The sequence below is a fragment of the Corynebacterium massiliense DSM 45435 genome, assembly GCF_028609805.1.
Classification (GTDB): domain Bacteria; phylum Actinomycetota; class Actinomycetes; order Mycobacteriales; family Mycobacteriaceae; genus Corynebacterium; species Corynebacterium massiliense.
Map to the genome: position 1 here is coordinate 756896 of NZ_CP063189.1, position 25473 is coordinate 782368.

Annotated in this window: 20 protein-coding genes and 1 tRNA gene; 14 read left to right on the plus strand and 7 right to left on the minus strand. The window is 65.2% G+C overall.

Annotated features, from left to right (window positions below; all coding sequences use genetic code 11):
* Nucleotides 1-26: 26 nt before the first annotated feature.
* Complete coding sequence (glmU, locus tag CMASS_RS03630) at nucleotides 27-1550, minus strand: bifunctional UDP-N-acetylglucosamine diphosphorylase/glucosamine-1-phosphate N-acetyltransferase GlmU (protein ID WP_084684389.1); 1524 nt, start codon at nucleotides 1548-1550, stop codon at nucleotides 27-29.
* A 117-nt stretch (nucleotides 1551-1667) separates the two neighbouring features.
* Nucleotides 1668-2912, minus strand: a complete 1245-nt coding sequence (locus tag CMASS_RS03635; RefSeq protein ID WP_022862801.1) for an MFS transporter — start codon at nucleotides 2910-2912, stop codon at nucleotides 1668-1670.
* Nucleotides 2913-3125: 213 nt separating this feature from the next.
* Here CMASS_RS03635 and CMASS_RS03640 point away from each other — a divergent pair, with 213 nt between their 5' ends.
* From CMASS_RS03640 to mfd, 3 genes are all read left to right on the plus strand, one after another.
* Nucleotides 3126-4823 carry a multicopper oxidase family protein gene (locus CMASS_RS03640; RefSeq protein ID WP_022862800.1) on the plus strand — a complete coding sequence of 566 codons (1698 nt, stop codon included), beginning with the start codon at nucleotides 3126-3128 and terminating at the stop codon, nucleotides 4821-4823.
* Nucleotides 4824-5131: 308 nt separating this feature from the next.
* Nucleotides 5132-5776, plus strand: a complete 645-nt coding sequence (locus tag CMASS_RS03645; protein ID WP_051126832.1) for a TetR/AcrR family transcriptional regulator — start codon at nucleotides 5132-5134, stop codon at nucleotides 5774-5776.
* Between the two features lie 39 nt (nucleotides 5777-5815).
* Nucleotides 5816-9481, plus strand: a complete 3666-nt coding sequence (mfd, locus tag CMASS_RS03650; protein WP_027018622.1) for a transcription-repair coupling factor — start codon at nucleotides 5816-5818, stop codon at nucleotides 9479-9481.
* A 6-nt stretch (nucleotides 9482-9487) separates the two neighbouring features.
* Here mfd and efeB read toward each other — a convergent pair whose 3' ends face one another.
* The 4 genes from efeB to CMASS_RS03670 all read right to left on the minus strand — a co-directional run bounded on the left by efeB (nucleotide 9488) and on the right by CMASS_RS03670 (nucleotide 14372).
* The gene (efeB, locus tag CMASS_RS03655; protein ID WP_022862797.1) at nucleotides 9488-10744 is read right to left on the minus strand and encodes an iron uptake transporter deferrochelatase/peroxidase subunit; all 1257 of its coding nucleotides are present in this window, start codon (nucleotides 10742-10744) and stop codon (nucleotides 9488-9490) included.
* Entirely contained in the window at nucleotides 10744-11907 is a 1164-nt protein-coding gene (gene efeO / locus CMASS_RS03660; RefSeq protein ID WP_022862796.1) for an iron uptake system protein EfeO, read from the minus strand. The genes efeB and efeO overlap by 1 nt, the downstream gene beginning before the upstream one ends.
* Nucleotides 11900-12736 carry an iron uptake transporter permease EfeU gene (gene efeU / locus CMASS_RS03665; protein ID WP_022862795.1) on the minus strand — a complete coding sequence of 279 codons (837 nt, stop codon included), beginning with the start codon at nucleotides 12734-12736 and terminating at the stop codon, nucleotides 11900-11902. The genes efeO and efeU overlap by 8 nt, the downstream gene beginning before the upstream one ends.
* A gap of 127 nt (nucleotides 12737-12863) precedes the next feature.
* Nucleotides 12864-14372, minus strand: coding sequence for an amino acid permease (locus CMASS_RS03670; protein WP_027018620.1), 1509 nt, complete (start codon nucleotides 14370-14372; stop codon nucleotides 12864-12866).
* A 123-nt stretch (nucleotides 14373-14495) separates the two neighbouring features.
* On the opposite strand from CMASS_RS03670, the gene CMASS_RS03675 reads away from it, so the two are divergent.
* The 11 genes from CMASS_RS03675 to CMASS_RS03725 all read left to right on the plus strand — a co-directional run bounded on the left by CMASS_RS03675 (nucleotide 14496) and on the right by CMASS_RS03725 (nucleotide 24844).
* On the plus strand, nucleotides 14496-15110 hold the full coding sequence (locus tag CMASS_RS03675; protein ID WP_027018619.1) for a MazG nucleotide pyrophosphohydrolase domain-containing protein: 615 nt from the start codon (nucleotides 14496-14498) through the stop codon (nucleotides 15108-15110).
* 14 nt (nucleotides 15111-15124) lie between these two features.
* Nucleotides 15125-15910, plus strand: coding sequence for a lytic transglycosylase domain-containing protein (locus CMASS_RS03680; RefSeq protein WP_022862792.1), 786 nt, complete (start codon nucleotides 15125-15127; stop codon nucleotides 15908-15910).
* A gap of 106 nt (nucleotides 15911-16016) precedes the next feature.
* Nucleotides 16017-17294: a phosphopyruvate hydratase gene (gene eno / locus CMASS_RS03685; RefSeq protein ID WP_022862791.1), complete on the plus strand. Its 1278-nt coding sequence runs from the start codon at nucleotides 16017-16019 to the stop codon at nucleotides 17292-17294.
* A 63-nt stretch (nucleotides 17295-17357) separates the two neighbouring features.
* On the plus strand, nucleotides 17358-18047 hold the full coding sequence (locus tag CMASS_RS03690; RefSeq protein WP_022862790.1) for an FtsB family cell division protein: 690 nt from the start codon (nucleotides 17358-17360) through the stop codon (nucleotides 18045-18047).
* A gap of 5 nt (nucleotides 18048-18052) precedes the next feature.
* The gene (locus tag CMASS_RS03695; RefSeq protein ID WP_027018617.1) at nucleotides 18053-18607 is read left to right on the plus strand and encodes a DUF501 domain-containing protein; all 555 of its coding nucleotides are present in this window, start codon (nucleotides 18053-18055) and stop codon (nucleotides 18605-18607) included.
* The gene (locus tag CMASS_RS03700) at nucleotides 18604-19578 is read left to right on the plus strand and encodes a Ppx/GppA phosphatase family protein (RefSeq protein ID WP_022862788.1); all 975 of its coding nucleotides are present in this window, start codon (nucleotides 18604-18606) and stop codon (nucleotides 19576-19578) included. The genes CMASS_RS03695 and CMASS_RS03700 overlap by 4 nt, the downstream gene beginning before the upstream one ends.
* A gap of 97 nt (nucleotides 19579-19675) precedes the next feature.
* Nucleotides 19676-19749 (plus strand) — tRNA-Leu (locus CMASS_RS03705).
* A 148-nt stretch (nucleotides 19750-19897) separates the two neighbouring features.
* On the plus strand, nucleotides 19898-20890 hold the full coding sequence (locus CMASS_RS03710) for an intradiol ring-cleavage dioxygenase (protein WP_022862787.1): 993 nt from the start codon (nucleotides 19898-19900) through the stop codon (nucleotides 20888-20890).
* A 174-nt stretch (nucleotides 20891-21064) separates the two neighbouring features.
* Nucleotides 21065-21907 (plus strand): Bax inhibitor-1/YccA family protein, encoded by an 843-nt coding sequence (locus CMASS_RS03715; protein ID WP_027018616.1) that lies wholly within the window; start codon nucleotides 21065-21067, stop codon nucleotides 21905-21907.
* Nucleotides 21908-22336: 429 nt separating this feature from the next.
* Nucleotides 22337-22939, plus strand: a complete 603-nt coding sequence (locus CMASS_RS03720) for a DUF3558 family protein (protein WP_022862785.1) — start codon at nucleotides 22337-22339, stop codon at nucleotides 22937-22939.
* A gap of 297 nt (nucleotides 22940-23236) precedes the next feature.
* A complete protein-coding gene (locus CMASS_RS03725; RefSeq protein WP_051126831.1) occupies nucleotides 23237-24844 on the plus strand; it encodes a hypothetical protein in 1608 nt (535 codons plus the stop codon).
* 103 nt (nucleotides 24845-24947) lie between these two features.
* On the opposite strand, the gene CMASS_RS03730 is transcribed toward CMASS_RS03725, so the two are convergent.
* Complete coding sequence (locus CMASS_RS03730) at nucleotides 24948-25445, minus strand: hypothetical protein (RefSeq protein ID WP_022862783.1); 498 nt, start codon at nucleotides 25443-25445, stop codon at nucleotides 24948-24950.
* Nucleotides 25446-25473: the final 28 nt, after the last annotated feature.

Genomic DNA, 25473 nt, shown 5'->3' on the forward strand with positions numbered 1-25473 from the left:
CGTATCGGTTGAGGTCGTTACTGATTCTAAGCCTCGGTGCCGCCGCGTTCAGAATCCGGCGTCGCTGCGGAACCTTCCGCGGCGTCGGAACCTGCGTCGGGGCCCGCGTTGGGGCCGGCGTTGGCGGCTTCGGCAGCCTGGGCGGCCGGGGTGCCGGGGCGCTTGCGGGCGACCCAGCCCTCGATGTTGCGCTGCTTGCCGCCGGAGACGGCGAGCGCCCCCGGCGGGACGTCGTCCTTGATCACGGTGCCGGCGCCGGAGTACGCGCCGTCACCCACGGTGACCGGGGCGATGAACATCGTGTCGGAGCCGGTGCGCACGTGGCTGCCAATCTCGGTGTGGTGCTTTTCCACGCCGTCGTAGTTCACAAACACGCTGGAGGCGCCGATGTTGGATTCCTCGCCCACGGTGGCATCGCCAATGTAGGTCAGGTGCGGGACCTTGGAACCGCGGCCGATCTGCGCGTTCTTGGACTCGACGAAGCCACCGAGCTTTGCCTCTTCACCCAGCACGGTGTTCGGGCGGATGTAGGTAAACGGCCCGACCTTCGCGCGCGTGCCGATGACCGACCGCTCACCGTGCGCACGCACCACCTGCGCACCCTGGCCCACCTGCACGTCGGTGAGGGTGGTGTCGGGGCCGACGCTGGAATCATCGGCAAGCGAGCTGGCCCCGTAGAGCTGGGTGCCGGGGTAGATGGTCACGTCCTGGCCCACGGTGACGGTGACGTCGATCCAGGTGGTGGCCGGGTCGACGACGGTCGCGCCGCCGCGCATAGCGGCCTCGACGGTGCGGCGGTTGAGCTCCCGGCCGGCGGCGGCTAGCTGGACGCGGTCGTTGACGCCGGCGAGCTCCGCCGGGTCGGCGGCCACAAAGGCGGCGACAGAGTGGCCATCGGCGCGCGCGATGGACAGCACGTCGGTGATGTACAGCTCACCCTGGGCGTTGTCCGTATCCAGGCGGCCGAGCGCGTCGCGCAGAATATCCGCGTCGAAGGCGAAGACGCCGGAGTTGACCTCGCGGATCTCGCGCTGGGCGTCGGTGGCGTCCTTGTGTTCGACAATCTCGGTGACCTCGCCGGCGTCGTTGCGGACGATGCGGCCGTAGCCGGTGGCATCGTCAAGCTGCATCGACAGCACGGTCACGGCGGCGCCGGAACGCTCGTGCTCGGCGCGCAGGCCGGCCAGGGTCTCGGCGGTCAAAAGCGGCACGTCCGCGTTGGTCACGATGACGGTGCCGGTAAACGACGGGATGGCATCCACGCCGTAGCGCACGGCGTCGCCGGTGCCGTTCTGCTCTTCCTGCACGGCGGTGAGGATGTCGCGGTCGAGCTCGGCGGCGACATCGTCAACCGCGGGCGCGACCTGGTCGCGCTGGTGGCCGACCACGGCCACGAGGTGTTCCGGCTGAAGCCCGTTCGCCGCGTGCAGGCTGTGGCTCAAAAGAGTGCGGCCGCCGATGGCGTGCAGAGTCTTTTGCTTCGCAGACTTCATGCGTGTCCCCGCGCCGGCGGCGAGGATCACGACAGAGCAGGGCTGTGTGGCTTCCACGTGATTCTCCTGTAAAATCTCGCTGAATAAGATTTCGCGGCCACCATCCTATAGCGTGTGGCGCCCGACACCTTTGCGCGCCGCGCGGGGTTGGGCAACGCTACGCGGGCGCGGTCTTTACCGCGTCTCAGAGACCTCGGGGAGCCTGCGCGCCATGACGACGCCGATGCCGCCGATGACCGCGAGCGTGAGAAGCGCCGCGGACGGGCCGGCGAGTGCAATGACGGCGGAAATCCCGCCGACGAGAAGCAGGATGACGCCCATCATCGTGTTGGCGGCGCCGACGCAGCGGGTGCGCTCGTCGCCGGTGGCCATGTCTACCACGTAGGTCTTGCGCGCCACCCGGATCGCGGTGTGTGCGAGGTTGACCACGAAAAAGCCGAGGGGGAAGACCCAGGCGTTGACCGCGGCGGGCAACCACGTGGCCGCGGCGACGAGGAGGACCAGGCAGACGGAGGCGACCGCCGCGCCGCCGGCCATGACGCTGCGGGAGGAGCGATCAGCAAGACCGCCGGTCACGCGCCCGCCGACGAGTGCGGCGAGGCCCGAGGCGAGCACGAAGCCGCCGAGCCCGGTCAACGCCTCGGTGCCGGCCTGGAGCGAGAGCGTGACGATGAACGACGTCGACAGCGCCGAGACCAACAGCAGCGCGCGGACGTGGACGAAGGTGCGGAAGCGGCGGTCGCCGGTATACAGGTCCCAGGTGTCGCGCCACCACGCCTTGTCGATGCCCTGTTTCTCCCCGTCCGGAGTCGGCTCCGCGATGCCGGTAAACACGCCGGCTGCGACGAACCAGGTCAGCGCCGCACCGAAGGAGATGGTCGCCAGCGCGGCTACGGACAGGTCGTCGGCGAAGTAAAGCGCGATGCCGACCAGCAGGGTCACCGCGCCGCCCAGCGCCGTGGCCCGCCCGGTGACCTTGCCGCGCGTGCCCTTAGAAATGGTGCGGCCTTGGACGTCCTTGCCCGCCACCGAGCACAGAGCGCGGCATAGCGACAAAACGCCGAGGAACACCACCGCGGCGATGCCCAGCGCCGCCCCGCGCAGAAGGAACGCCGACAGCGCGATGAGCACGCCCGCGATGCCCTGGCCGAGCGAGCCCAAGATCCATAACCGCTTGCGCGAGTTGCGGCTCGTAATCCACGGCGAGAACGCCGCCTGCGGCAGCATGGATCCAGATTCTCGGATGGGCACGAGCAGGCCGGTGAACAGGTGCGGCACGCCCGCCGCGGAAAACAGCCACGGCAGCACTGTCTTGGCAGACAGAATCTGATCACCAATGTTTTGCAGGCCGTTGGCCCACACAAAACGGTTAGCGTTGCGCTTTTCGGCCGCCTTGGCCGACGTCTTCTCTGTATTCATCTCTGTGCTCGTACCGCGATTTTCCACGAGGGGAGTCTAGGCCGGGCCGGCGCGGGCGCGCCACGAAGTAAAGGCTTGCCTTCTCCCCGGGCGTGGCTTTCCCTGGCGAGGATCAGCTCGCATAGGACGTTAGGGGTTTTGCACAGGTCATCGCGCGGTTTAGGCTTAAATCTAAGAGTTGGTGCGCAGTTTCGAAAGGCAGTGTTGCTGGTTATGGGAAACGCGGAATTTTCCCGGCGGACGTTCGTGCGCGGCATGGTGGTCGTCGGCGCTGCGGGCGCGGGAGCGAGTGCCGTCGGGGCGCTGGCAGGCTGTGACGCGGTGGGCGGCAAGGCGGGGTCGGGCATCGGCACGCAGCACGCCCGGAAGGACCAGCCGGCCCCGCGCGGGTACGACGGTGAGCCGCGCGAGCTTCCCATCCCGGAGCTCTACCAGGGCACAAAGGATGGCGATACCCGCCGCTTCGAGCTCGAACTGATGGAGGGAAACGCCGAGATCCTGCCCGGCGTGACCACAAAGACGTGGGGCTTCAACGGCCCGTACCTGGGCCCGACGCTCATGGCGAAGAAGCGCGAACACGTCTCGTTCACCTTGAAGAACTCCCTGCCGGAGATGACCACCGTGCACTGGCACGGCATGAAGCTGCCGGCGAAAGCGGACGGCGGCCCGCACCTGCCCATCGAGCCGGGCGGCACGTGGGACCCGGAGTGGAACATTGAGCAACCCGCGGCGAGCGTGTGGTACCACCCGCACCCGCACGAGCGCACCGCCCTCCACGCCTACCGGGGGCTCGCAGGGTTGTTCGTTCTCTCGGACGAGGTGGCCGAAAACCTCGACGTGCCCAGTGACTATGGCGTGGACGACATCCCGCTGGCCATCGTGGACGCGAAGTTCACCGATGACGGCCAGCTCGACGAAGAGGTCGACGAGACGCTCGGCCTGCAGGGCACCACGCCGGTGGTCAACGGCATCGCCAACGCCTACTTCCAGGCCACCACCCGCCGGATTCGCCTGCGCGTGCTCAACGGCGCCAGCATGCGCTTTTACACGCTCGCGCTTGACGATGCCTCCCCGCTCACCGTCATCGCCACCGATTCCGGTCTGCTGGATAAACCCCACGAGGTCGACGACATCCTCATCGGGCCAGGCGAGCGCGTCGAATTCCTGGTGGACCTCGAGCCTGGCAAGACCGTGAACCTGCAGTCCATGCCGCGGAAAGACAATTTCGGAATCCCGGATGACGAGGGCGCGGTGGATTTCGGGTTCCGCGACCACTTCCAGCTGCTGGAGATCCGCGGGCCGGAGGAGTCCGCCCCGGAACCGGGCGCGCTGCCGGACGTTCTCGACCCGGCCGCCGCTGCTGACCTCGACCTGGACGGGGTGAAGGAGAGGAAGTTCGTCCTCGACACCTTCAGCATCAACGGCCAGATGATGGACATGGCGCGGGTGGACGAGGTCATCGATAAGGATGCTCCCGAAATCTGGGAGGTCACCAACGACAACAACGACTGGCCGCACAACTTCCACATCCACGACGCGCGGTTCAAGGTGCTCTCGCTCGAGCCGGGGGAGGGGACCGACGAGGTGGTGGTGCCCACGTATGGCTGGAAGGACACGGTGGCGCTACCGCCGAAGGCCACCGCGCGGCTGGCCGTGGACTTGGGGTACTACCCAGACCCAAAGGTGCCGTATATGTACCACTGCCACATGCTGCTGCACGAGGACAGCGGGATGATGGGGCAGTTTGTCATCGTGGGGCCGGGTGAAAAGCCGGACGTTTACGTCCCGCCGGAGGCGCATGCGGGGCACGGGAAGACGATGCCCGGGGAGGCTGGCGCGGCTGGGCACGGTCACTCTACCGGCGCACGCGGCAACCCGGGCGGGTTCCAGGACAACCTCGACGCGCGGTAGCTCGACGTGCGGTAGCCCTCGTTTCGGCTGCGCGGGGTGAGTCCGCTACGATGATCATGCACCGAGCACACTCGGTGTGGTTCCCCATGGTGTAATGGCAACACTACGGTTTTTGGTACCGTCATTCCAGGTTCGAGTCCTGGTGGGGAAGCAACTCTGACCAGCGCAAACGACGCAGCGTTGCCCCAATCCCACGCGCGCTATTACTTCGCTTCCGAACCAGTCGCCGCACAGGTAATGTCCGCTAATTAACCCGCCCACTTACCGCTTCGGTGGGTGGGTTTGGCGTCCGCGATAAAGTAGCGGCCATGGCGCGAAAGAGAATGACCGGCCGCGAGCGGCGAGAGCAGCTCATCGCCATCGGGCGCAAGGCATTCGCGGAACTGGGGTTCGACGGCGCGAGCGTGGAGGAAATCGCCGCGCGCGCCGAGGTGACCAAGCCGGTGGTCTACGAGCACTTCGGTGGCAAGGAAGGCCTGTACGCCGTGGTGGTGGACCGCGAGATGCTCGCGCTGGAAAAGCGCATCACGCAGTCGCTGGAAAAGGGCAAGTGGCGCGAGAAGATCGAGCAGGCCGCGCTGGCCATTCTGACCTACGTGGAGGAAGAAACCGACGGGTTTGTCATCCTCGCGCGCGATTCCAAGCCGACCGGCGAGCAGACGTTTGGCACGCTGCTCAACACCGCGGTCGAGCAGGTCGCCCACATCTTGGGCGAGGCGTTCGAGCACCGCGACATTGACCCGCAGCTGGCGGTGGTCTACGCCCAGGCGCTGGTGGGCATGGTCGCCATGACCGCGCAGTGGTGGCTGGATAACCGCTATCTGGACAAGGAGACGGTGGCGGCGCACATCGTTAACCTGTGTTGGAATGGCCTGTCGCGCATGGAGAAGGTGCCCAAGCTCGCCGACCGGGACGCAGCCACAGACGACACGATGAAGAAAGAGACGAAATAAGTGAGCGCAGCCGGAAAAGACACCCACGCTGAACCGCCGATGCTCGCGGGGCTGCTCAAAGTCGCCGCGTCCGATCCGAAGCTCAAAGGGCTTGTTGCTCAGGTGGGGGAGAAGACCCTGCACCTGACGGGGATTGACCAGACGCGTCCGTGGGTCATCGGCACGCTGGCGCACCACGCGCCGGTGTTAGTGGTCACCGCCACCGGGCGCGAAGCGGAAGACCTCACCGCGGAGCTGGCGGCCATGCTGGGCGACAAGGTGGCCTACCTGCCGGCGTGGGAGACGCTTCCGCACGAGCGGCTTAGCCCCGGCGCGGACATCGTGGGTGGGCGCGCGCAGGTGCTCGACCGCATCGCGCGTGACGATGACAACCTCCAGGTCATCGTCACCGCCGCCCGCGGCTACTCGCAGCCGGTGATCAAGGACGTCGCCGGCCGCGAACCCATCCGCCTGGCAGAGGACGCCGAGTTCGAGTTCGACGCGCTGACCCGAGAGCTCGACTTCCGCGCCTACACGCACGTGGACATGGTGGCCAAGCGCGGCGAGTACGCCATCCGCGGCGGCATCCTCGATGTCTTTCCCACCACCTTGAACTACCCGGTGCGCGTGGAGTTCTGGGGCGACGAGATCACGGATATCCGCCAGTTCTCCGTGGCGGACCAGCGCGCCATCGACGATATCGACGTCGGCGAGGTGGCCATCTACCCGGCGCGGGAGCTGCCGATTACCGATGCCGTGGCTAAGCGCGCCGGCGAGCTCGCCCAGAAGCACCCGGGCAACGCGGCTTTGGTGGAGCTGTTGACCAAGGTCTCGGAGAAGATCCCGGCAGAGGGCATGGAGGCGCTCCTGCCGGAGCTCACCGACTCGCCCATGGTCGCCCTGCCGGAGCTTCTGCCGGCAGATACCCACGTCGTCCTGGTCGCGCCGGAGAAGATCCGCACCCGCATTGCGGACTTGGAAAACACCGACCGCGAGTTCTTGGAGGCCGGGTGGGAGGCCGCCGCCATGGGTGCGGACGGCCCCGTCGCCGTCGAGGGGCTCGACCTGGAGCCGTCGAGCTACCGTTCCTTCGACGACTTGGAAGATACCGTGCGCGACGCCGGTCTGCCGCTGTGGACCTTCGCCCCGCCGGGGATGTTCGCCGCCGACGAGTCGCTCACCCTGCCCATCGACTTCGAGCCGGGCCCGACCCCGCGCGGCGACATCAAAGAAATCGACGCGATGATGGCCCAGCTGCTCGCGCACACCCAGGCCGGCGGCCGCGCGGCGTTCATCGCCCCGGCCAAAGGTGCCATCAAGCGCATGGTCGACCGCTTCGCCGAGAAGGGAATTCGCACCAAGACCGCCACGCCGGGCTGGGAACCCTCGCCGGGGGAGGTGACGCTCTACCAGGCCATGAGCCATGCCGGCCTCGTCTTTCCCAAGGTGCGCAAGCTCAAAGACGCCGAGGCGCTGCCGCTGGTGGTCATCACCGAAACGGATCTGACGGGCAACCGCGTCGGCGACATCGCCAAGGCCAAGCGCAAGCCCGCCAAGCGCCGCAACAAGGTCGACCCCCTGGCCCTGAAGACGGGCGATTTTGTGGTGCATGAAACGCACGGCATCGGCAAGTTCGTGAAGATGGCCGAGCGCACCATCAAGTCCGGCGACGAGACCTCGCGGCGCGAGTACATCGTGCTGGAATACGCCGCCTCCAAGCGCGGGCAGCCGGGCGACCAGCTGTGGGTGCCCATGGACTCGCTCGACCTGCTGAGCAAGTACACCGGCGGCGAGGCGCCCCGGCTGTCCAAGATGGGCGGCTCGGACTGGAAGAACACGAAGAAGAAGGCCCGCGCCGCTGTGCGCGACATCGCCGGGGAACTGGTGCAGCTCTATGCCAAGCGCCAGTCCGCGCCGGGCCGCGCCTTCGGGGCGGATACCCCGTGGCAGGCGGAGATGGAAGATAACTTCCCGTTTGTCGAGACCGAGGACCAGATGAGCGCCATCGAGGCGGTCAAACACGACATGGAATCCACCGTGCCCATGGACCGCGTCGTGGTGGGCGATGTCGGCTACGGCAAGACCGAGGTGGCCGTGCGCGCGGCGTTCAAGGCGGTCCAAGACGGCACTCAGGTCGCGGTGCTTGTGCCCACGACGCTTCTGGCGCAGCAGCACTTCGACACCTTCACCGAGCGCATGGACGGTTTCCCCATCTCGGTCAAGGTGTTGTCGCGCTTTACCTCGCAGAAAGAGGCCAAGGAGATCATGGCCGGGCTTGCCGATGGCTCGGTGGACGTCGTCATCGGCACGCACCGCCTGCTGCAGACCGGCGTGCATTGGAAAGAGCTGGGCCTCATCATCGTCGACGAGGAGCAGCGCTTCGGCGTCGAGCACAAGGAGCACATCAAGGCGCTCAAGGCGTCGGTGGACGTGCTCACCCTGTCCGCGACGCCGATCCCGCGCACCCTTGAGATGTCCATGGCCGGCATCCGCGAGATGAGCACGATCCTCACCCCGCCGGAGGACCGGCACCCGGTGCTCACCTTCGTCGGCGCCTACGAGGACAAGCAGGTCACCGCCGCGATTCGCCGCGAGCTGCTGCGCGAGGGCCAGGTGTTTTTCGTGCACAACAAGGTCGCGGACATCGAAAAGAAGGCTAAGGAGCTGCGCGATCTGGTGCCGGAAGCGCGCATCGTGGTGGCCCACGGGCAGATGAGCGAGGAGCTTTTGGAAAAGACCGTCCAGGGCTTCTGGGACCGCGAGTACGACGTGCTGGTGTGCACGACGATCGTGGAAACCGGACTGGATATCGCGAACGCGAATACGCTCATCGTGGATTCCGCCCACCAGATGGGCCTGTCGCAGCTGCACCAGCTGCGCGGGCGCGTGGGCCGCTCCCGGGAGCGCGGCTACGCCTACTTCCTGTACCCGAAGGGCGCGACGCTGAAGGAGACCTCCTACGACCGGTTGTCCACCATCGCGCAGAACAACGACCTGGGTGCGGGCATGGCCGTGGCGATGAAGGACCTGGAGATGCGCGGCGCCGGCAACGTGCTCGGCTCGCAGCAGTCCGGTCACATCGCCGGCGTGGGCTTTGACCTCTACGTCCGCCTGGTGGGCGAGGCCGTGGAGGCGTACAAGGCGATGGCGCGCGGCGAGACCGTCAAGGCCACCGACGAGGGCCCCAAGGAGATCCGCATCGACCTGCCTGTCGATGCCCACATCCCCGAGTCCTACATCAACTCCGAGCGGCTGCGCCTGGAGATCTACCGCAAGCTCGCCGCCTCGCAGGACAACAAGGACCTGCGCGCCGCGGTCGAGGAGATGGAGGACCGCTACGGGCCCGTGCCGGAGGAGGTCGAGCGCCTGCTCGCGGTTGCGCGGCTGCGCCACCAGGCGCGCCGGGCCGGCGTCTCGGACATTACGGTGCAGGGCACGCGCATCAAGTTCCACCCGGCGCAGCTGGGGGACTCGAAGCAGGTGCGCCTGAAGCGCCTGTACTCGGGGTCGATGTACCGCGCGGCCGCCCAGGCCGTGCAGGTGCCGTTCCCGAAGGCTGGGCGCAACATCACGTCGCCGAAGCTTCGCGATGTCGAGCTGCTGCAGTGGGCCAGCGACTTCCTCGCGGCGATGTTCGACGTGGACGAGCACGACGTCACTGGCGGCGGCAAGACCGCCGCCAGCAAGAGCACGCCGAAAAAGAAGACGATCTCCGTCTCGGAGTAGGTCCGCTTAGGCGCGCTCCGTCGCTTCAAAAAGCGCCCGGCCCCACCAGTCGTCCTCGCCGGAGGTGCCCGGCGGGCAGGCGAAAATGGACGATGACTCGTAGCGCACGTACTCGTTCAACTTGTCGTGCTTGCCCAGCCGCGTCTGGATGGGGATGAACCGCTTCTCGGGGGAGTTCACCAGCGCGATGAAAAACAGCCCCGAGTCGAGGTGGCCGAACTCGTCGATGCCGTCGCTAAAGTTGTACGCGCGGCGCAGCATCCGCATGCCGCCGTTTTCGGCCGGGTTGGCCAGCCGCGAGTGGGCGACCTCGGGGATCACCGGCCCGGAGGTGCCGTGGTACTCGTCGAGCGGGAGCTCGTCGAATTCGTCCTCGCGGCCCAGTGGTGCGCCCGACAGCTTCTGGCGGCCGAAGGTTTCTTCCTGGTCGGCCAGCACCTGTCGATCCCAATTTTCCAGCAGCATGCGGATGCGCCGGGAGATGAGGAACGCGCCGCCGTCGAGCCAGGTATTGGTCCCGGAGACCCAAACGTGCTCGTTGAAGTCGTCGGTGTCTTCGGCCTTGAGGTTGTTCGTGCCGTCCTTGAAACCGAACAGGTTGCGCGGCGTTTCCTGGTTGCGCGTCGTGGCCGAGGCGTGGCCGAAGCCCAGCTGTGACCACTTGTAGCGCACCAGGCCGCTACCGGCGCGTGCCAAGTTGCGCACCGCGTGTACCGCCACCTGTGGCTCGTCCGCGCACGCCTGAATGCACAAGTCGCCGCCGCATAAGTTGTCCTGCAGCTGGTCGGACGGGAAGTGTGGAAGCTGTGTCAGTTCTGCTGGGCGGGCGGATTTCAGGCCGAAGCGGTCATCGAAAAGCGTCGGCCCGAATCCGATGGTGATGGTGAGGTTGGCCGGCGGCAGATCCCAGGCCTCCCCGGTGTCCTCGGGCACGGCGTACTCGCTCATGTCCTCGGCGCTCGCGGTGGCCGGATCACCCTGCGTCATGCGCCGCGCCATCTGCGTCCAGGTCTTGAGCAGTCCGATGAGTTCGGTGCGGTCGGTGGTGGTCACGTCAAAGGCGGCGAAGTGCAGCCGGGACTGTTGCTGCGTGGCGATGCCCGCCTGGTGCTCACCATCGAAAGGCACCGTCGAGTCCAGATTGGCCCCGCCCTCGCCGGTAGTGCTGCCGCGCGAGCAGCTGGCCAGCCCGGCCGTCGCCGCCACGGAGGTGGCCACCGCCGCCGACAAAAAGCCCCGGCGGCTTACGGAATTGCCCCGCATTACTGAGCCACCACCTCTTGGACGCGCGCGACTTTCTCGGTCAGCACGTCGATGGAATCGGACAGCTCGCGGCGCTTGTTCTGGTCCACGTCGTTGTAGTCCACGAAGCCGTCGCCCTCGCGGTACTTGTCCAGCAGCTTTTGCACGTCGTCGAAGCGGTCGTTGATATCGCTGAGCAGCTGCGGATCTTTGTCGTCGATGACCTTTTCTAGGGATGCGATCGCGGCCTTGGATCCGTCCAGGTTGGCCTGGAAGTCGTAGAGGTCGGTGCCGGAGAAGATGTCTTCTTCGCCGGTGATCTTGCTGGTGGCAATCTCATCCAAAAGCCCCTGCGCGCCGGACGCAATCTGGACCGGGGTGAAGGTGAAGTCGTCGCTGCTGACGCCATCGACAAGCTCCGCCAGGTCGTCTTCGAGCTGCTGCGCGTCCTTCTTGGTCTGGTCGGTGATCTTGCCGTCGTCGAACAGCTGCTTTTCAATCTTGTGGAAGCCGGTCCATTCCTGACCTTCCTCCAGGTCGGCCTCGCGGACGTCGATGCGCGGATCCAGATCGTCGGGGAAGGATTCGGCGACCGGCTCGATGCGCTCGTACGGGATGCGCACGATGGGGAAGAGCTCCTTGGCCTTGTCGATGTCGCCTTCCTCGATCGCGGCCGTGAAATCCTTGGTCTGATCTTTCAAGGTCTGCGTCTGGTTGCGCACGTAGGACAGGTAGCCGTCGACGGCCTCCCGGGCGGCCTCGTCGCCTTCGACCACGTCGATGGCCTCACCGGTGACCGTGAGCGGCTGCGAGATACCTTCGCCCACCATGCCGGGCTTGCAGGTTAGTGTGTAGTCGCCGGGATCGGTTAGCTGCACGACCAGCTTGCGGGTGGCGCCGGGGCCGATGTTTTCCACCTCGCCCACCACGCGGCCGGCGTCGGTGTAGGTGTAGAACTCCGTGACCTTGGAGCCGTTGTTCGTCACGTCGAAGGACGCGGTGCCGGTTTCCGCGGTCTCGCCGCTGACCTCGCAGGTCTGGTCGTCGGCGGTGACCTTGAACTGCTGCGCGTCGGCCTCGTCGACCTTGTCGGCGCAGCCGTAGAGCGCACCGGTGGTGGTGGCTAAAACGACGGTGAGTAGGCCGATGCGAGCGGGGCGGGAAGAGATGCGGGAGTTAAGCATTAGTGGAGGTTCCTTTCTGCGCGGAAGAGGGCGCGGGGAGGGGGCGGAGGAAGAGCCAGAGGGCGACGATGAGGTAGATGGCCCAGGCGATCATCGACAAAAGCGTCGGGGCCGGAACCAGGTTGAACATGCCCTCGAGGAAGACGGCGAGCGGGCTGCCGGGAGGAATGACGTCGGCGACGTTGAACGCCAGGGTGTTCAGGCCCGGAAGGACGCCGGCTTCTTGCAGGTCGTTGATGCCGTAGCGCAGGATGCCGGCGGCAACCACGATGAGGAGCACGCCGGTGATGCGGAAGAAGACGGAGAGGTTGATCCGGATAGCGCCGCGGTACATCAGCAGCGTGACCACGATTGCGATGGCAATGCCCACCGACAGGCCCAGCGCGGGCTTGACGGTGTCGCCGTAGGCGAAGGTGTCAAAGACGAGGAGGGCGGTCTCGATTCCCTCGCGGGCGACCGCGGTGAATGCGAGAACGATGACGGCAAGCGGTCCGGAGGCGGCCGCGGTCTCCATCTTGTCGTTGAGCACGCGGGACATGTTCTTGTCGGCGCCGCGCATCCACAACAGCAGGTAGCTGACTAAGCCAACGGCGATGAGCGACGAGATGCCGCCCACGAGTTCTTGGCCGAGGGAGGTGAGCGTCTTCGTGCCGAAGTGGATGATGAGGAAGGCGCCGACGGTGACGGCCAGGGCCGCGAGGACGCCGACCCACACCCACTGGAGCAGTCTTCGCTGGCGGGATTTTACGAGGAAGGCCGCGAGGATCATCACGACCATGGAGGCCTCGAGGCCCTCGCGCAGGCCTATGAGCAAGTTAGCGAACAACACACAGCAATTATTTAGGCAAGGCTCACCGAAATAAAACCTCGTTAAGGAAAGCGGGGGTAAGGGTCGACTAACCCGAAGAAAACTGGCTGGTTGACGTGGCTCCCGCGGTGGCGGGGCGGGGGTGTGTTTACAGGCTCAGCGTGCCGCGCGCCAGACCCCACGCGGCCGCGATGGCCGCGACGACGATGATGGCGACGATGACCCACTCGAAGGTGTTGAACACGCGCTCGCGCTTGAACAGGCGGGTAGCTACGTACGGGATAAGCCCCGGGATGATGGCGATGGCGCCGAAAAGCACGTAGACCAAGTCGGCGGCGTAGATGAGCCACATGGAGTAGGCGAACGCCAGCACCGCCACCGCGAGGTGGCGCCGGTTGTCGCGGCGGGACACCTCCGGGCCGGACAGGTCGAAGTTCACGCCGGCTTTGGGGTGGGACAGCCCGCGCCCGCGGCTGGCCAAAAGCACTAGGTAGAGCGAGGAGAAGATGTAGGGCAGCAGGTACATGATCGTCGCCAGCTGGACCATCGCGTTATACGAGGTCTCGTTGGCAAAGAAGACGATGACAAAGCCCTGAATCGCGATGGTGGAAATCAACTGCGCCACCCACGGCGCACCGGCCTTGTTCGTCCTGCCCACGGTGCGCGGCAGCAGGCCGTCGAGCGCCATCAACGTGATGGGCTCCGCACACAGCATCTGCCAGGAAACATAAGCGCCCAGAACCGACAGGCACAGTCCGACGGAGATGAGCAGCCCGCCCCAGTCGCCGACCACGGCGGTGAGTACGGACGCCATCGAGTTGTCTGGCAGGGCGGCCAGCTCCGCCTGCGTAAGCACGCCGTAGGACAGGGTGGACACCGACACCAAGAGTGCCAGCACCGAGATGAAGCCGATGATGGTGGCGCGCCCGACATCGGTACGCTTGCGCGCCTGCTTGGAATACACCGACGCACCCTCCACGCCGATGAAGACCCAGACGGTAAAGAGCATGATGCCCTGGATCTGCTCGAAGGCAGTCTGGCCGGAATCGCGGCCCCAGAAGTCCATGGTGAACTTGTCCCAGCTAAAGCCCACAAACGCGATGAGCACGACGAACGCGACGATGGGCACCAGCTTGGCCACGGTTGTAATCAGGTTCATGATCGCCGCCTGCTGCGTGCCGCGCGTGAGCACGGCGAAGATGCCCCACGTCATCGCGGAGACGGCGATGGCAGAGGTCCAGCTGTGGGAGGCATCGAAAAGCGGCAAGTAATGCCCCAGGGTGTTGAAGAACAAGGTGGCGTAGCCGACCTGAGCGATGACGGACCCGAGCCAGTAGCCCCAGCCGGAGGCAAAGCCGATGAAGTCACCGAGGCCCGCGCGCACGTAGGAGTACACGCCGGAGTCAAGGTGCGGCTTGCGGCGGGCGAGGATTTGGAAGACGAAGGCCACGGACAGCATGCCCACGCCAGCAATCGCCCAGCCGATAAGCATCGCGCCGGGCGCGGCGACGGACGCGATGTTTTGGGGAAGCGAAAAGATGCCCGCGCCCACCGTCGAACCGATGATGAGCGCGACCAGCGTCCATAGAGATACCGAATGGCTGCGCCCGCTGGCTGAATCAGCGGGCGCAGTGCTGGGAACATCCGTATCTGTCATGCACATAAAAATACCGCCTTGAAGCCTGCGCACGAAACTCACGCGATGTATGCCACAGGCGTCGGCGCGGCGCGTTTCCACTTCCTTCCGGCCGCGCGCATCCCTACTTCTATACTGTCCTGCATGACCGTCCTGCTGCTCGATGAACGCTGGCCCACCCAGATCCCGATGGAGGCCCTCCGTCGCGTCTTGCGGCCCGTGTCCTATACCAGTGAGGTCCCGGTAAAAGTGCGGTGGGACCTGCCGGATCTCCTGCCCGGCGACGATCCGGCGGGCCGCGGCGTTCTGGTAAGCACCAACGCCGCCGACCCGGAGGTTAAGGCCCGGCTAGCCGCCGGCGAGGAGGTCATCGAGGCGCCATCGCGTGCCGATGCCGTGCTCGCCGCCCGCCAGGTCATGGCCCGCGCCCGCAGCATCGGGGAGTGGGAGACCGCCCACACCCACGAAAGCCTGCTGCCGTACTTGGACGAGGAGGCCGCCGAGTTCGCCCACGCCGTGCGCGCGGGCGCGGACCCGGAGACTCTGCGCAGCGAGCTGGGCGATGTCCTCCTGCAAGTCCTCTTCCATGCCGAGATCGCCTCGCGCCGCGGCGACTTCGACTTTGCCGACGTCGCTCAGAGCTTCGTGGACAAGATGCGTGCCCGCGCGCCCTACCTGTTCGACGGCACGCAGGACGTGGTCCCCGCCGAGGAGCAGAAGCGCCTGTGGGAGCTGGGTAAGGCGCGCGGGGTTCGGTAGGCTCTGACGGCGATATGAACGTACAGCGCGTACTCGGGCTGGGGTGTGCCGCCGCCCTGGCAGTCATCGTGATCGTGTCCCTGGCCCTGTGGGGGATCGTCGGGCTGACCACCTCGCCGACACACCGCCAGTTGGAGAAGATCCCGGAGGACATCCCGCCGCAGGCGCCGGCCGAGGTGCCGGACATCGACGTCCACGGCGAGGGGCGAACCGCCGACAAGCTGAAGTACTGGTCGGGGGATATTTCCGAGCAGACCGAGATCCCCGGGCAGGCGCTGCGCGCGTACGGCAACGCGGAGCTCATCGCCCGCGACGCGTGGCCGGAGTGCCACCTTAGGTGGAACACGCTGGCCGGCATTGGCTGGGTGGAAACCCGCCACGGCACGTATTCCGGCAACCGCCTGCACCCGCCGCACCTCAACGACGCAGGGGTGGCCGATCCGAAAATCATCGGCATTCCGCTCGACGGGGACAACGGCACCCAGCGCATCGAGGACACTGACGACGGCGTCTTCGATGAGGACACCGAGTTCGATCGCGCGGTCGGCCCCATGCAGTTCATCTCCGCGTCGTGGGACCAGTTCGGACTCGACGCCAACGGCGACGGCGTGGCCGACCCGCACCAGATTGATGACGCCGCGCTGAGTTCGGCGAAGCTGCTGTGCTCCGGCGAGCGCGACTTGAGTGACGAAGACGACTGGGCTGACGCCATCTTCGCCTACAACCACTCCTCGGACTACCTGCAGCGGGTCGCCGGGGCGGCGAACTCGTACGCCATTGGGCAGCCAGCGGTGAGTTAACCAGCTTCCAGCGAATCCACGGGAGCAGTGGCCGCGGGGGCGGGGGACTTCTGCCACAATGAGTGAGGAAACCGCAAAGTATCACTGCAAGGAGTGTGACTTCAGCATGGCTGACATCATCCACGTCTTTGGCCGCGAGATCATGGATTCGCGCGGTAACCCCACCGTCGAAGCCGAGGTCCTGCTGGACGACGGCTCCCACGGCCGCGCCGGCGTCCCGTCCGGCGCCTCCACCGGCGTCCACGAGGCCCACGAGCTGCGCGACGGTGGCGACCGTTACCTGGGCAAGGGCGTGCTGAACGCGGTAGCCAACATCAACGAAGAGATCTCGGACGAGATTGCCGGCTTTGAGGCGGATGACCAGCGGCTCATCGATAAGGCCATGATCGAGCTCGACGGCAGCGACAACAAGTCCCGCCTGGGCGCTAACGCCATTTTGGGCGTGTCCATGGCCGTCGCCCGCGCCGCCGCGGAGTCCGCCGCGCTGCCGCTCTACCGCTACATCGGTGGCCCGAGCGCCCACGTGCTGCCGGTGCCGATGATGAACATCTTGAACGGTGGCGCGCACGCCGACTCCGGCGTGGACGTCCAGGAGTTTATGATCGCCCCGATCGGCGCGGAGACCTTCTCCGAGGCGCTCCGCCAGGGTGCCGAGGTCTACCACGCGCTGAAGAAGGTCATCAAGGACCGCGGCCTGTCCACCGGCCTGGGCGACGAGGGCGGTTTCGCCCCGTCGGTCGACTCCACCCGCGCGGCCCTCGATCTCATCGTCGAAGCCATCCAGGCCGCAGGTCTCAAGCCGGGCGAGGACATCGCGCTGGCCCTCGACGTCGCCTCCTCCGAGTTCTTCCGCGACGGCACCTACCACTTCGAAGGCGGCGAGCACTCCGCGGAGGAGATGAGCAAGGTCTACGCCGAGCTCGTGGATGAGTACCCGATCGTCTCCATCGAGGATCCGCTCCAGGAGGACGACTGGGACGGCTACACCCAGCTGACCGCCGCCATCGGCGACAAGGTGCAGATCGTCGGCGACGACTTCTTCGTGACCAACCCGCAGCGTCTGCAGGAGGGCATCGATAAGAAGGCGGCCAACGCCCTGCTGGTCAAGGTCAACCAGATCGGCACCCTCACCGAGACCTTCGACGCGGTGGAGCTTGCGCACCGCAACGGCTACCGCACCATGATGTCCCACCGTTCCGGCGAGACCGAGGACACCACCATCGCGGATCTCGCGGTGGCCCTCGGCTGCGGCCAGATCAAGACCGGTGCCCCGGCCCGCTCGGAGCGCGTGGCCAAGTACAACCGCCTGCTCCGTATCGAGCAGGAGCTTGACGATGCCGCGGTGTACGCCGGCCGCTCCGCCTTCCCGCGGTTTAAGAAGTAGCGGGGTAGTTCAGGCGCGCCGCGCGGGCGGGCGGTAAACCACAGGGGTTACACTGTGGTTCCTATGGCTGGCGCGAACAAGGCAAGAAACAAGGACGCGGGGACTCGCTCGAAGCGGCGTCCCCGCACTGTCCCTGTCGCCTCGCGCGCCCACACCCAGGGGGGAAAGCCTGCGGGCAAGGGAAAGTCGCCGGCGAAGGGGGCGTCGCCGAAACCGCCGCGGCAGCGCGGCCGGGTCGACCTGCTCGGCTACGCCATTATCCTGTTTGTCCTCCTCGCCATCCTGTGGGCGGTGGCTACCCCGCTGCGCAACTACTACTCGGGCCGCGCGGAGATCGCCCGCCTGGAGGAGTCCATCACCGCCAAGCAGGCGGAAAAGGACCGGTTGTTAGAGGAGATCGACAAGTACAAGTCGGACGCGTACGTCGAACAAGAAGCGCGCCGCCGCTTGGGCCTCGTCGCGGAGGGGGAGACCGCCTACCGCATCATGGATCCGCACATGAACAGCGACGATAGCGTGACCACGGACCGGCGCGCGGAAGAGGACAAGCGCCCGTGGTACGAGGTGCTGTGGGATTCCATCGCGGATGACCCGGCGCTGTTGGATGGCTCCGAGTCCACCACTGGTGACCGCGGCCCGGGGCTGAACCTGCCGGAAGAGGAAGGTACGACCGGCGGTGGTGACGATGCCGGCGGCGAGGATGGACAGGGCGAACCCGCGCCCGCGCCGGAGGGTGCGCCCGTGCCACAATAGTGGCCATGACAGTCTCCGACGCCGATCTGCAGATCGTTTCTCACCAACTCGGCCGGACCCCGCGCGGGGTCCTCGAGATTTCCTACCGCACCCCGGATGGGGAACCGGCGGTCATTAAAACCGCGCCGAAGCTGCCGGACGGCACGCCGTTTCCCACACTGTATTACCTCACCGAACCGCGCCTGACGGCGGAGGCGTCGCGCCTCGAGGTCGCCCACGTCATGAAGTGGATGGAGGCGCGCCTGGCCGAGGACGAGGAGCTGGCCGCAGATTACCGCCGCGCCCACGATCACTACCTGGCGGAGCGCAACGCTATCGAAGATCTGGGCACGGATTTCTCCGGCGGCGGCATGCCAGAGCGAGTCAAGTGCTTGCACGTGCTCATCGCCTACGCGCTGGCCGAGGGGCCGGACCGGGTGCGCCTGGGCACCGAGGCGGTGGCGATGGCCGCTGACCGCGGCGGTCTGCGCGGCGACGTCATCCCGGAAGACTGGCCGACGACCGCTGAGCTCGGCATTGACTTGAACGACTTTGATTTCTCGAACGGGGTGTCCTCATGACTCGTGTAGCCGCGGTCGATTGCGGTACGAATTCCATCCGCTTGCTTATTTCCGATGTCCGCGACGACGGCACCGTCCGCGACGTCACCCGGACGATGGAGATCGTGCGCTTGGGCCAGGGCGTCGATGCGAACGGGAAGCTCGCGGCGGAGGCCATCGAGCGCACCCGCAAGGCGTTGACCGGATTCGTCCAGCAGATGCGCTTTGAGCAGGTGGTGCGGGTGCGCATGGTCGCGACCTCCGCGACGCGTGATGCCAGCAACCGTGAAGAGTTCTTCGACATGACCGCCCAGCTTTTGGGTGAGATCCAGCCGGGCGCGAAGGCGGAGGTCATCTCCGGCGAGGAGGAAGCGAAGCTGTCGTTTACCGGCGCGGTGGCGGACTTGGACCCGGTGCAGGGGCCGTTCTGCGTCATCGACTTGGGCGGCGGTTCTACCGAGTTCGTGGTCGGGGATACCGACGGCACCATCTTGGGCGCGACGTCGAAGCAGATGGGGTGCGTGCGCATCACCGAGCGCATCATGCGCACCGATCCGCCGAGCGAGACCGAGCTGGAGATCGCCAAAGATTTCGTGGCGGAGAAGATGGCGGAGGTCGAGCGAGACCTGCCCATCGATAAGGCACGCACGTTCGTCGGCTGCGCCGGCACCTTTACCACGCTGTCTGCCCTGGCGCAGGGGCTGGAGCGTTACGATGCGGACGCCATCCACAACACCGAGCTGCGCTTCCCGGGTCTGCGCACCATCACGGGCGAGCTGAAGACGGTCTCGGCGGATCGTCGCAAGCTCAACCCGGTGATCCACCCGGGTCGTGCAGATGTCATCGGCGGCGGGGCAGTGGCCGTGGAAGGCATCATGGATCTCGCCGAACGCGCCGCCGGCGTGGACACGTTCGTCATCAGCGAAAAGGACATCCTCGACGGCATCATCGCCAGCATCGTCGCGGACATGCGCGGCACGCAGGCGGACTAGGCACCAACTTCGCGCGGCCCCATTTCCGGGCGCGGGTGGCAGTGCCATAAAATAGTTGTCCGGCGCGCACACTCCTCTCGTGCCCGCCGGGTGTTACGCCCCCATAGCCCAATCGGCAGAGGCAGTCGACTTAAAATCGATTCAGTGTGGGTTCGAGTCCCACTGGGGGCACCGTTGCTTTAATGAAATCGCTGGTTGTGGCGCTTTTTCGCTCACAGGAACCGTACAGCGATCACTCTGGAAGCTGTCCGCGATTGTGGTGACAGCTTTCCGCTGCAGTGCGGGGACGTCAAAGTTTGGCGCCTTACATTTACTCACCATGAGTAAGCCACGATTTTTCGAAGGGCGGCGCCTTGACCGCCCGAACGAGGACGTTGAAGATCAAGGCCTTGCATTCGACATGGGTACCGTGTTGAGCCGTCGGCGGCTGCTGGGTGTCTTAGGAGTCGGCGCGGGAGCGACCGCCTTGGCGGCGTGCGGCGCCTCCGGCACCCAGAAGACTGGCGCAGGCGCGAATGGCACAGCAAGCACGGAAAGCACCACGTCCGCCAACAGCAACTCCCTAACGGAGATGAACACGGAGACTGCCGGCCCGTACCCGGGCGACGGTTCGAACGGCCCAGACGTCTTGGACGAAACGGGAATTGAGCGCCGGGATCTGAAGAACTCGGTCGATGGAAACGGGTCGGTCGAGGGTGTGCCCATGACGCTGACGATGCGGCTTGTGGATATTTCGAACGATAATCAGCCGCTGGTCGGCGCGGCGGTCTACGTCTGGCACTGCAACGCCGAAGGCGAGTACTCGATGTATTCCAATGGCGTGACGGACCAGACGTGGCTGCGCGGTGTGCAGGTTACCGACGACGATGGGGCGGTCACTTTCGATTCCATCGTGCCCGGTTGCTACGACGGTCGGTGGCCGCACATTCACTTCGAGGTGTTCCCGGATCTGGATGCGATCACAGACGCCACCAACGCGGTGCTGACCTCGCAGCTGGTGATCCCAGAAGAGGTGGGAAACAAAGTGTATGCCGACGCACGATATGCCGGTTCTGCGGAGAACCTTGCCCGGGTGTCGTTGGACACCGACATGGTGTTTTCCGATGGCTGGGACCAGCAGACCCCGTCTGTCATCGGTTCCGCTGAAAGTGGCTACACCTTCACCATCAAGGTGCCGGTGGATCCGACAACCAAGTCGAGCCCGGCCGAAGATGGGGCGCCGAAACCGCCGGACGGTCAAGGCAGGCAGGGCGGTCCAGCACAACCGCCCCCGGAGGGCAGCGGACCCAGCGCTCCTCCAAATATGTCCTAGGCAGATCAACGGTACATCGCATGCCGGAATTTTGGTCGGTAGCCTGGACGGTTAATGCGTCTGAGTGCGGAATTCCGTTTTGATGGGGAACTCCTGAACGGTCAGACGCGTTGTACTTAGTGGAACTTCCCCTAGTGAATAGTCGACCGAAGCAAGAAAGGATCGGGGTTCATAGTGCGCTCTAGTAACCCGGTGATGAGAAGCCTGACCGACGGTGAGCAGCGTGGCCAGCAAAGCGGCTACGGCGCTCCGGGTGTTCAGGACAGCCCTTACGGCCAGCAGTCCACCTACCAGTCCGGCTACGACGCTGCCTCCGGCCAGCAGGCACGGCCCATGACTGTCGATGATGTGGTGACCAAGACCGGTATCACCCTCGCGGTCATCGTTGTCATGGCGATTGTGAACTTCGGCTTGGCCCTGATGGGGCACGAAGGTGTAACGATGGCTCTAACTGCCGTTGGTGCCATCGGCGGTTTCATCATGACGCTAATTTCCACCTTTGGTCGCAAGTTCGGCTCCGCGTGGGTCACGCTCATCTACGCCGTGTTTGAAGGCCTTTTCGTGGGTGGCATTTCGATTGTCTTCGCTGGTTACTCGGTGGGCGGATCGAACATGATGACCATGATCGGCCAAGCCATCATCGGCACCGTCGGTGTCTTTGTGGGCATGCTGTTCGTCTACAAGACCGGTGCGGTGAAGGTCACGCCTCGGTTTAACAAGATCATGATGGGCGCGATCATTGGCGTGGTCGTTCTGGCGCTGGGCAACCTGCTGCTGTTCATGTTCACGGGCATGAATCCGCTGCGTGGTGGCGGCACCCTGGCCATCATCTTCTCCCTGGTCTGCATCGTGCTGGCTGCGATGTCTTTCCTCACTGACTTCGACCAGGCGGACCGCCTCGTTCGTGCTGGCGCTCCGGCCAACTACGCCTGGGGTGTGGCTCTGGGCCTGGCCGTTACCCTGGTCTGGCTCTACACGGAGATCCTGCGCCTGCTGAGCTATTTCAATAACCGGTAAACGCCGGGCTGCTCAGCGGCTGGATTCAACCCCGCGCACTCACACACGATGTGTGGTGCGCGGGGATTTTTCATGCTTTGGGGGTGGTGAACCGGACGTGCGGACTACCGCTCTTCCGGACAGAAGGTCACACTTACACCGTTGTGATTATGGGGGTAGGGGCTACCCCCTCTTGTGATCGGTCACAATATTCACATTTCCATTGCTACCAGCGGTTTATGTGAGCAAAAACTTATTGGTGATGTCACAACAAACAGTGGCCTCCATGTGAATTCACAACTTGCCGCGACAAACGGTCAGGAACCATGCAAGATGCTATGCGGGAACGGTAAGCGGATGAGGAGAAGAGCTTCTCAACGTGAATCCAGAGCCACGCTAAAAACTGGGGTGGGTTTGTGGTTCCGGAGCCGTTCCTGGGAAGGAAAGTAAATGAGTCGTGCTGAGGCCGCGCTGCTGGTAACGGTATCTGGGCTGCTTTTGACCGGTTGCGTGTCGATGGGGGATAGCGATGCGCAGGTCAGCCCTAATAGCGCTACGGATGAGCGAGGTCTTAACACGGCCAAGGGGGAAGAGGTCGAGGTCGTTGCCGAGGAATCGTCGCTGCCACCAGTGGGTGGCTTCGATTACGCTGCACCCGACTTCGATCTCTTCGACCCTTGTACGGAAATCTCCGAAGAGTCGCTTCGGCGCGCCGAGCTGGGGCGACCTGAAGAATTCTTGACACCGACAAAGTTGGACATGGCATGCAGGTTCGACGATTACGGACACTCGGGGGTATTTGTCAGCGTCAACATCGTGTCTACGGTTGTTTCGTTAGACGACCTACCGTCGAACTTTGTCGATGTCCCGGGAGTAGCTGTGCCTGATCGGAACTGGAAAGCATTCCGATTGGCGGGGGAGACCGAAAGTACTTGTCGGGCAGCGGTGCAAACTCAACAAGGCACGATTGCTGTTGATTTGTACGAACCGACCGGTGCAGTTTCACCATCGGAAATCTGTGAGCATGGTTTTGACATTCTGGAAAGTCTTTAGCGGGGGAACATGCGACTGCAAACTAGTGACTTACGTAAACACGCGACCGAAGTACAAACGATTGAACGAAATTTGGGAGGGTTGGCAAACCATGTTGGCCCGGTCATCAGCCACGGTTTCTCGCAGGTAGCGGGTGTTTCCGAGGCGGGAGGAATTCATGGCCGGGCGGTTCAAATGGATCCGGCATCAGCGTCGGAGACGTTAGGAAAACTGCAGGAACAGGTGAACTGGCTCAGCGAAACGCTGGGTACCCACTCTGAGGCCTTTGGGCAGCAGGAGTCTGATAACAGTCGGGCAATGGATCTTGCTGATATCGGCGGTTCGGTAGAGATGGCTGCCATGCCGGTGGTGGACCAGCCGGAGCCGGGTTACAGCCCGTTCTCCTTCACTGAGCCGGTCGTGTCGGTGGGGTCCGACTTGGATCTTCTAGCCGCGCAGTTGAATGGCTCCGACATTCAGTCGGGTGCGGCGACGGCGCAGCGGTGGCGGGACTTAGCGGAAAAGGTCACGGAGATAAGCGACCAGTTGGACTCCGTGGCTGACGGGTTGATTTCGGCGAACGATAGCGAAGCCACCGAGCGGGCGGCGAGCAAGATTCGCGAAGTAGCAGGCACTGGCAAACAGTTCGCGGCGAACTCGCGGGTCATGGCCCAAAAGGTTGTCACGCTGGGCAACGGGGTGGCGCTTGCCGGTTTCGACGCCATGCTGAAGTCGGTCAAGGTAAACGCAATTAAGGATCCAGTCGCACGTAAGGCCGCAGAGATGGCAGCACTGTCCGAATTGCAGACCAAGCTGCAAACCACTGTGACGAAGTCGATGCCGATGCAGGCGTCACTCATCAGTGACTACGCCGCAACCGGTGGCGGTGATATCGAAACCGGTGTGGGGGACATTGCCGGCCAAGGAGAGCGCTACACCACCGATGGGGTGCAGTGGCCGAAAGAATTGGTGCAGAAGGTTGTAAACGGGACTCTCGGCCCAGGTGATTTCGGCGCGGTGAAGCAGGCAGCCCAGGCGCTGACCGGTATTAATGACGAGACCGCTTTGAACCAGGCGGCGCACAGCATGGTGCAGGGATCGCAGTCGACGCTTCCGAACGCGACCGACCTGCATCCGGCGGGTGAGGCCGCAGGCGCGGGAGCGGGGCTTAATCTCCCGGCAGCGAACCTGGGTACGCAAAGTGCATCGGCGCTGGACCTCGCGCCGCACCCAGGCGCGGGCACTCCCGCGGGCGGTGCGGTGGCTGGCACCACCGGTGGAACGCTCAACAGCGCCGGGGTCGGCCCCGGTGGAGCGCTGCCAGGGGGACTGCTCAACGCCGGTGGTAAAGGAAACGGCTTTGGGATGTCACCGCTGTCCGGCATCGGCCAGCGCAGTGCAGCCGACATGCGCACGCAGGCCAGCGGCCTGGGGACGATGGGTGCGCGTCCGTTTGGTGGGCCGCACAGCATGAACGGTGTTTCCGGGCTCGGTGGGCCGAGCATGCTCGGCGGTCGCCGGGGTGCTGGTGCTCTGGGTGCTGGTTCCCTCGGTGCTGGTGTTGGTGCGGGCAGTGCGGGTGCGTCGGGAGTGAGCGCTGGTGGCCTGGGCGCTGGCGCAGCGCCTGGAAATGGTGTCGGTGCCGGTGGAGCCGGCGGCCGGGTTGGTGGAATGGGCGCCGCGCCGGGCATGGGCGCGGGCTCTGCTGTCGGTACTACGTCGGGCGCTGGTGCCGCCCGCGGCGGTGCGGGTGCTGGTGCACGCGGCATGATGCCGATGATGGGCGCTCGCGGCGGTGACTCAGCCAAGAGCAAGAAGGTGAAGTCGGTGGTCACCCAGGTCGAGCTCGAGCCGAACAAGAAAGCTCTGCTGGGCGAGCCGCCCCTGGTGGTCCCCGGCGTTATCGGCGCCTGGGTCCGCGAGTAGGCAGGGCAGGGGAGAACACACACCTGGATAAAACAAAAGCGCCCCGGCGCTAGGAACCTCGTGGAGGTCTCCTAGCGGCGGGGTGCTTCGCGCGTGTTCGGGATTACTGCTCGACGGGCTGGCCGTCGACGACGATCTCGGTGAAGGCGAAACCGTCGGCGGTCTCAGCCGGGGTGTGCAGTTCGACGTCCACGTCGTCGTCGCGCTCCTCGTGGCCGTTGGCGTTGGTCACGCGGGTGCCGGTGCCGTGTGCCTCGTCAGCCTCCCACGACTCCCACTTGATGTTCTCCACGCGATTTGCGCCGTCCGCGCAGTTGAGCGTGACGGTCGCCGGCTCAGTGGCCGGGGCGGCGACGCAGTCCTGGAACTGCGGCTTGTCGCCAGCCTGGCGCGCCTTGTTGCCGGCCGCCTGCTCAGACGGGGCAGTGGTAGCGGAGGCGGACTCCTTCTCGCCTACCCCCGGCTTCGGCTCACCGGTGTAGGTCGCGGCGTTGGCCACCTTCTCGTCGGACGGCTGCTGGTGCGGCGGGTGGCACCCGGCGAGGGTGGCAGCGGCAACGGCGACCAGGCCGGCGGCGGCAGTGCGGGAGAACTTCTTCATGGGCGTGCTCTTTCTCCGAAAGGGGTGT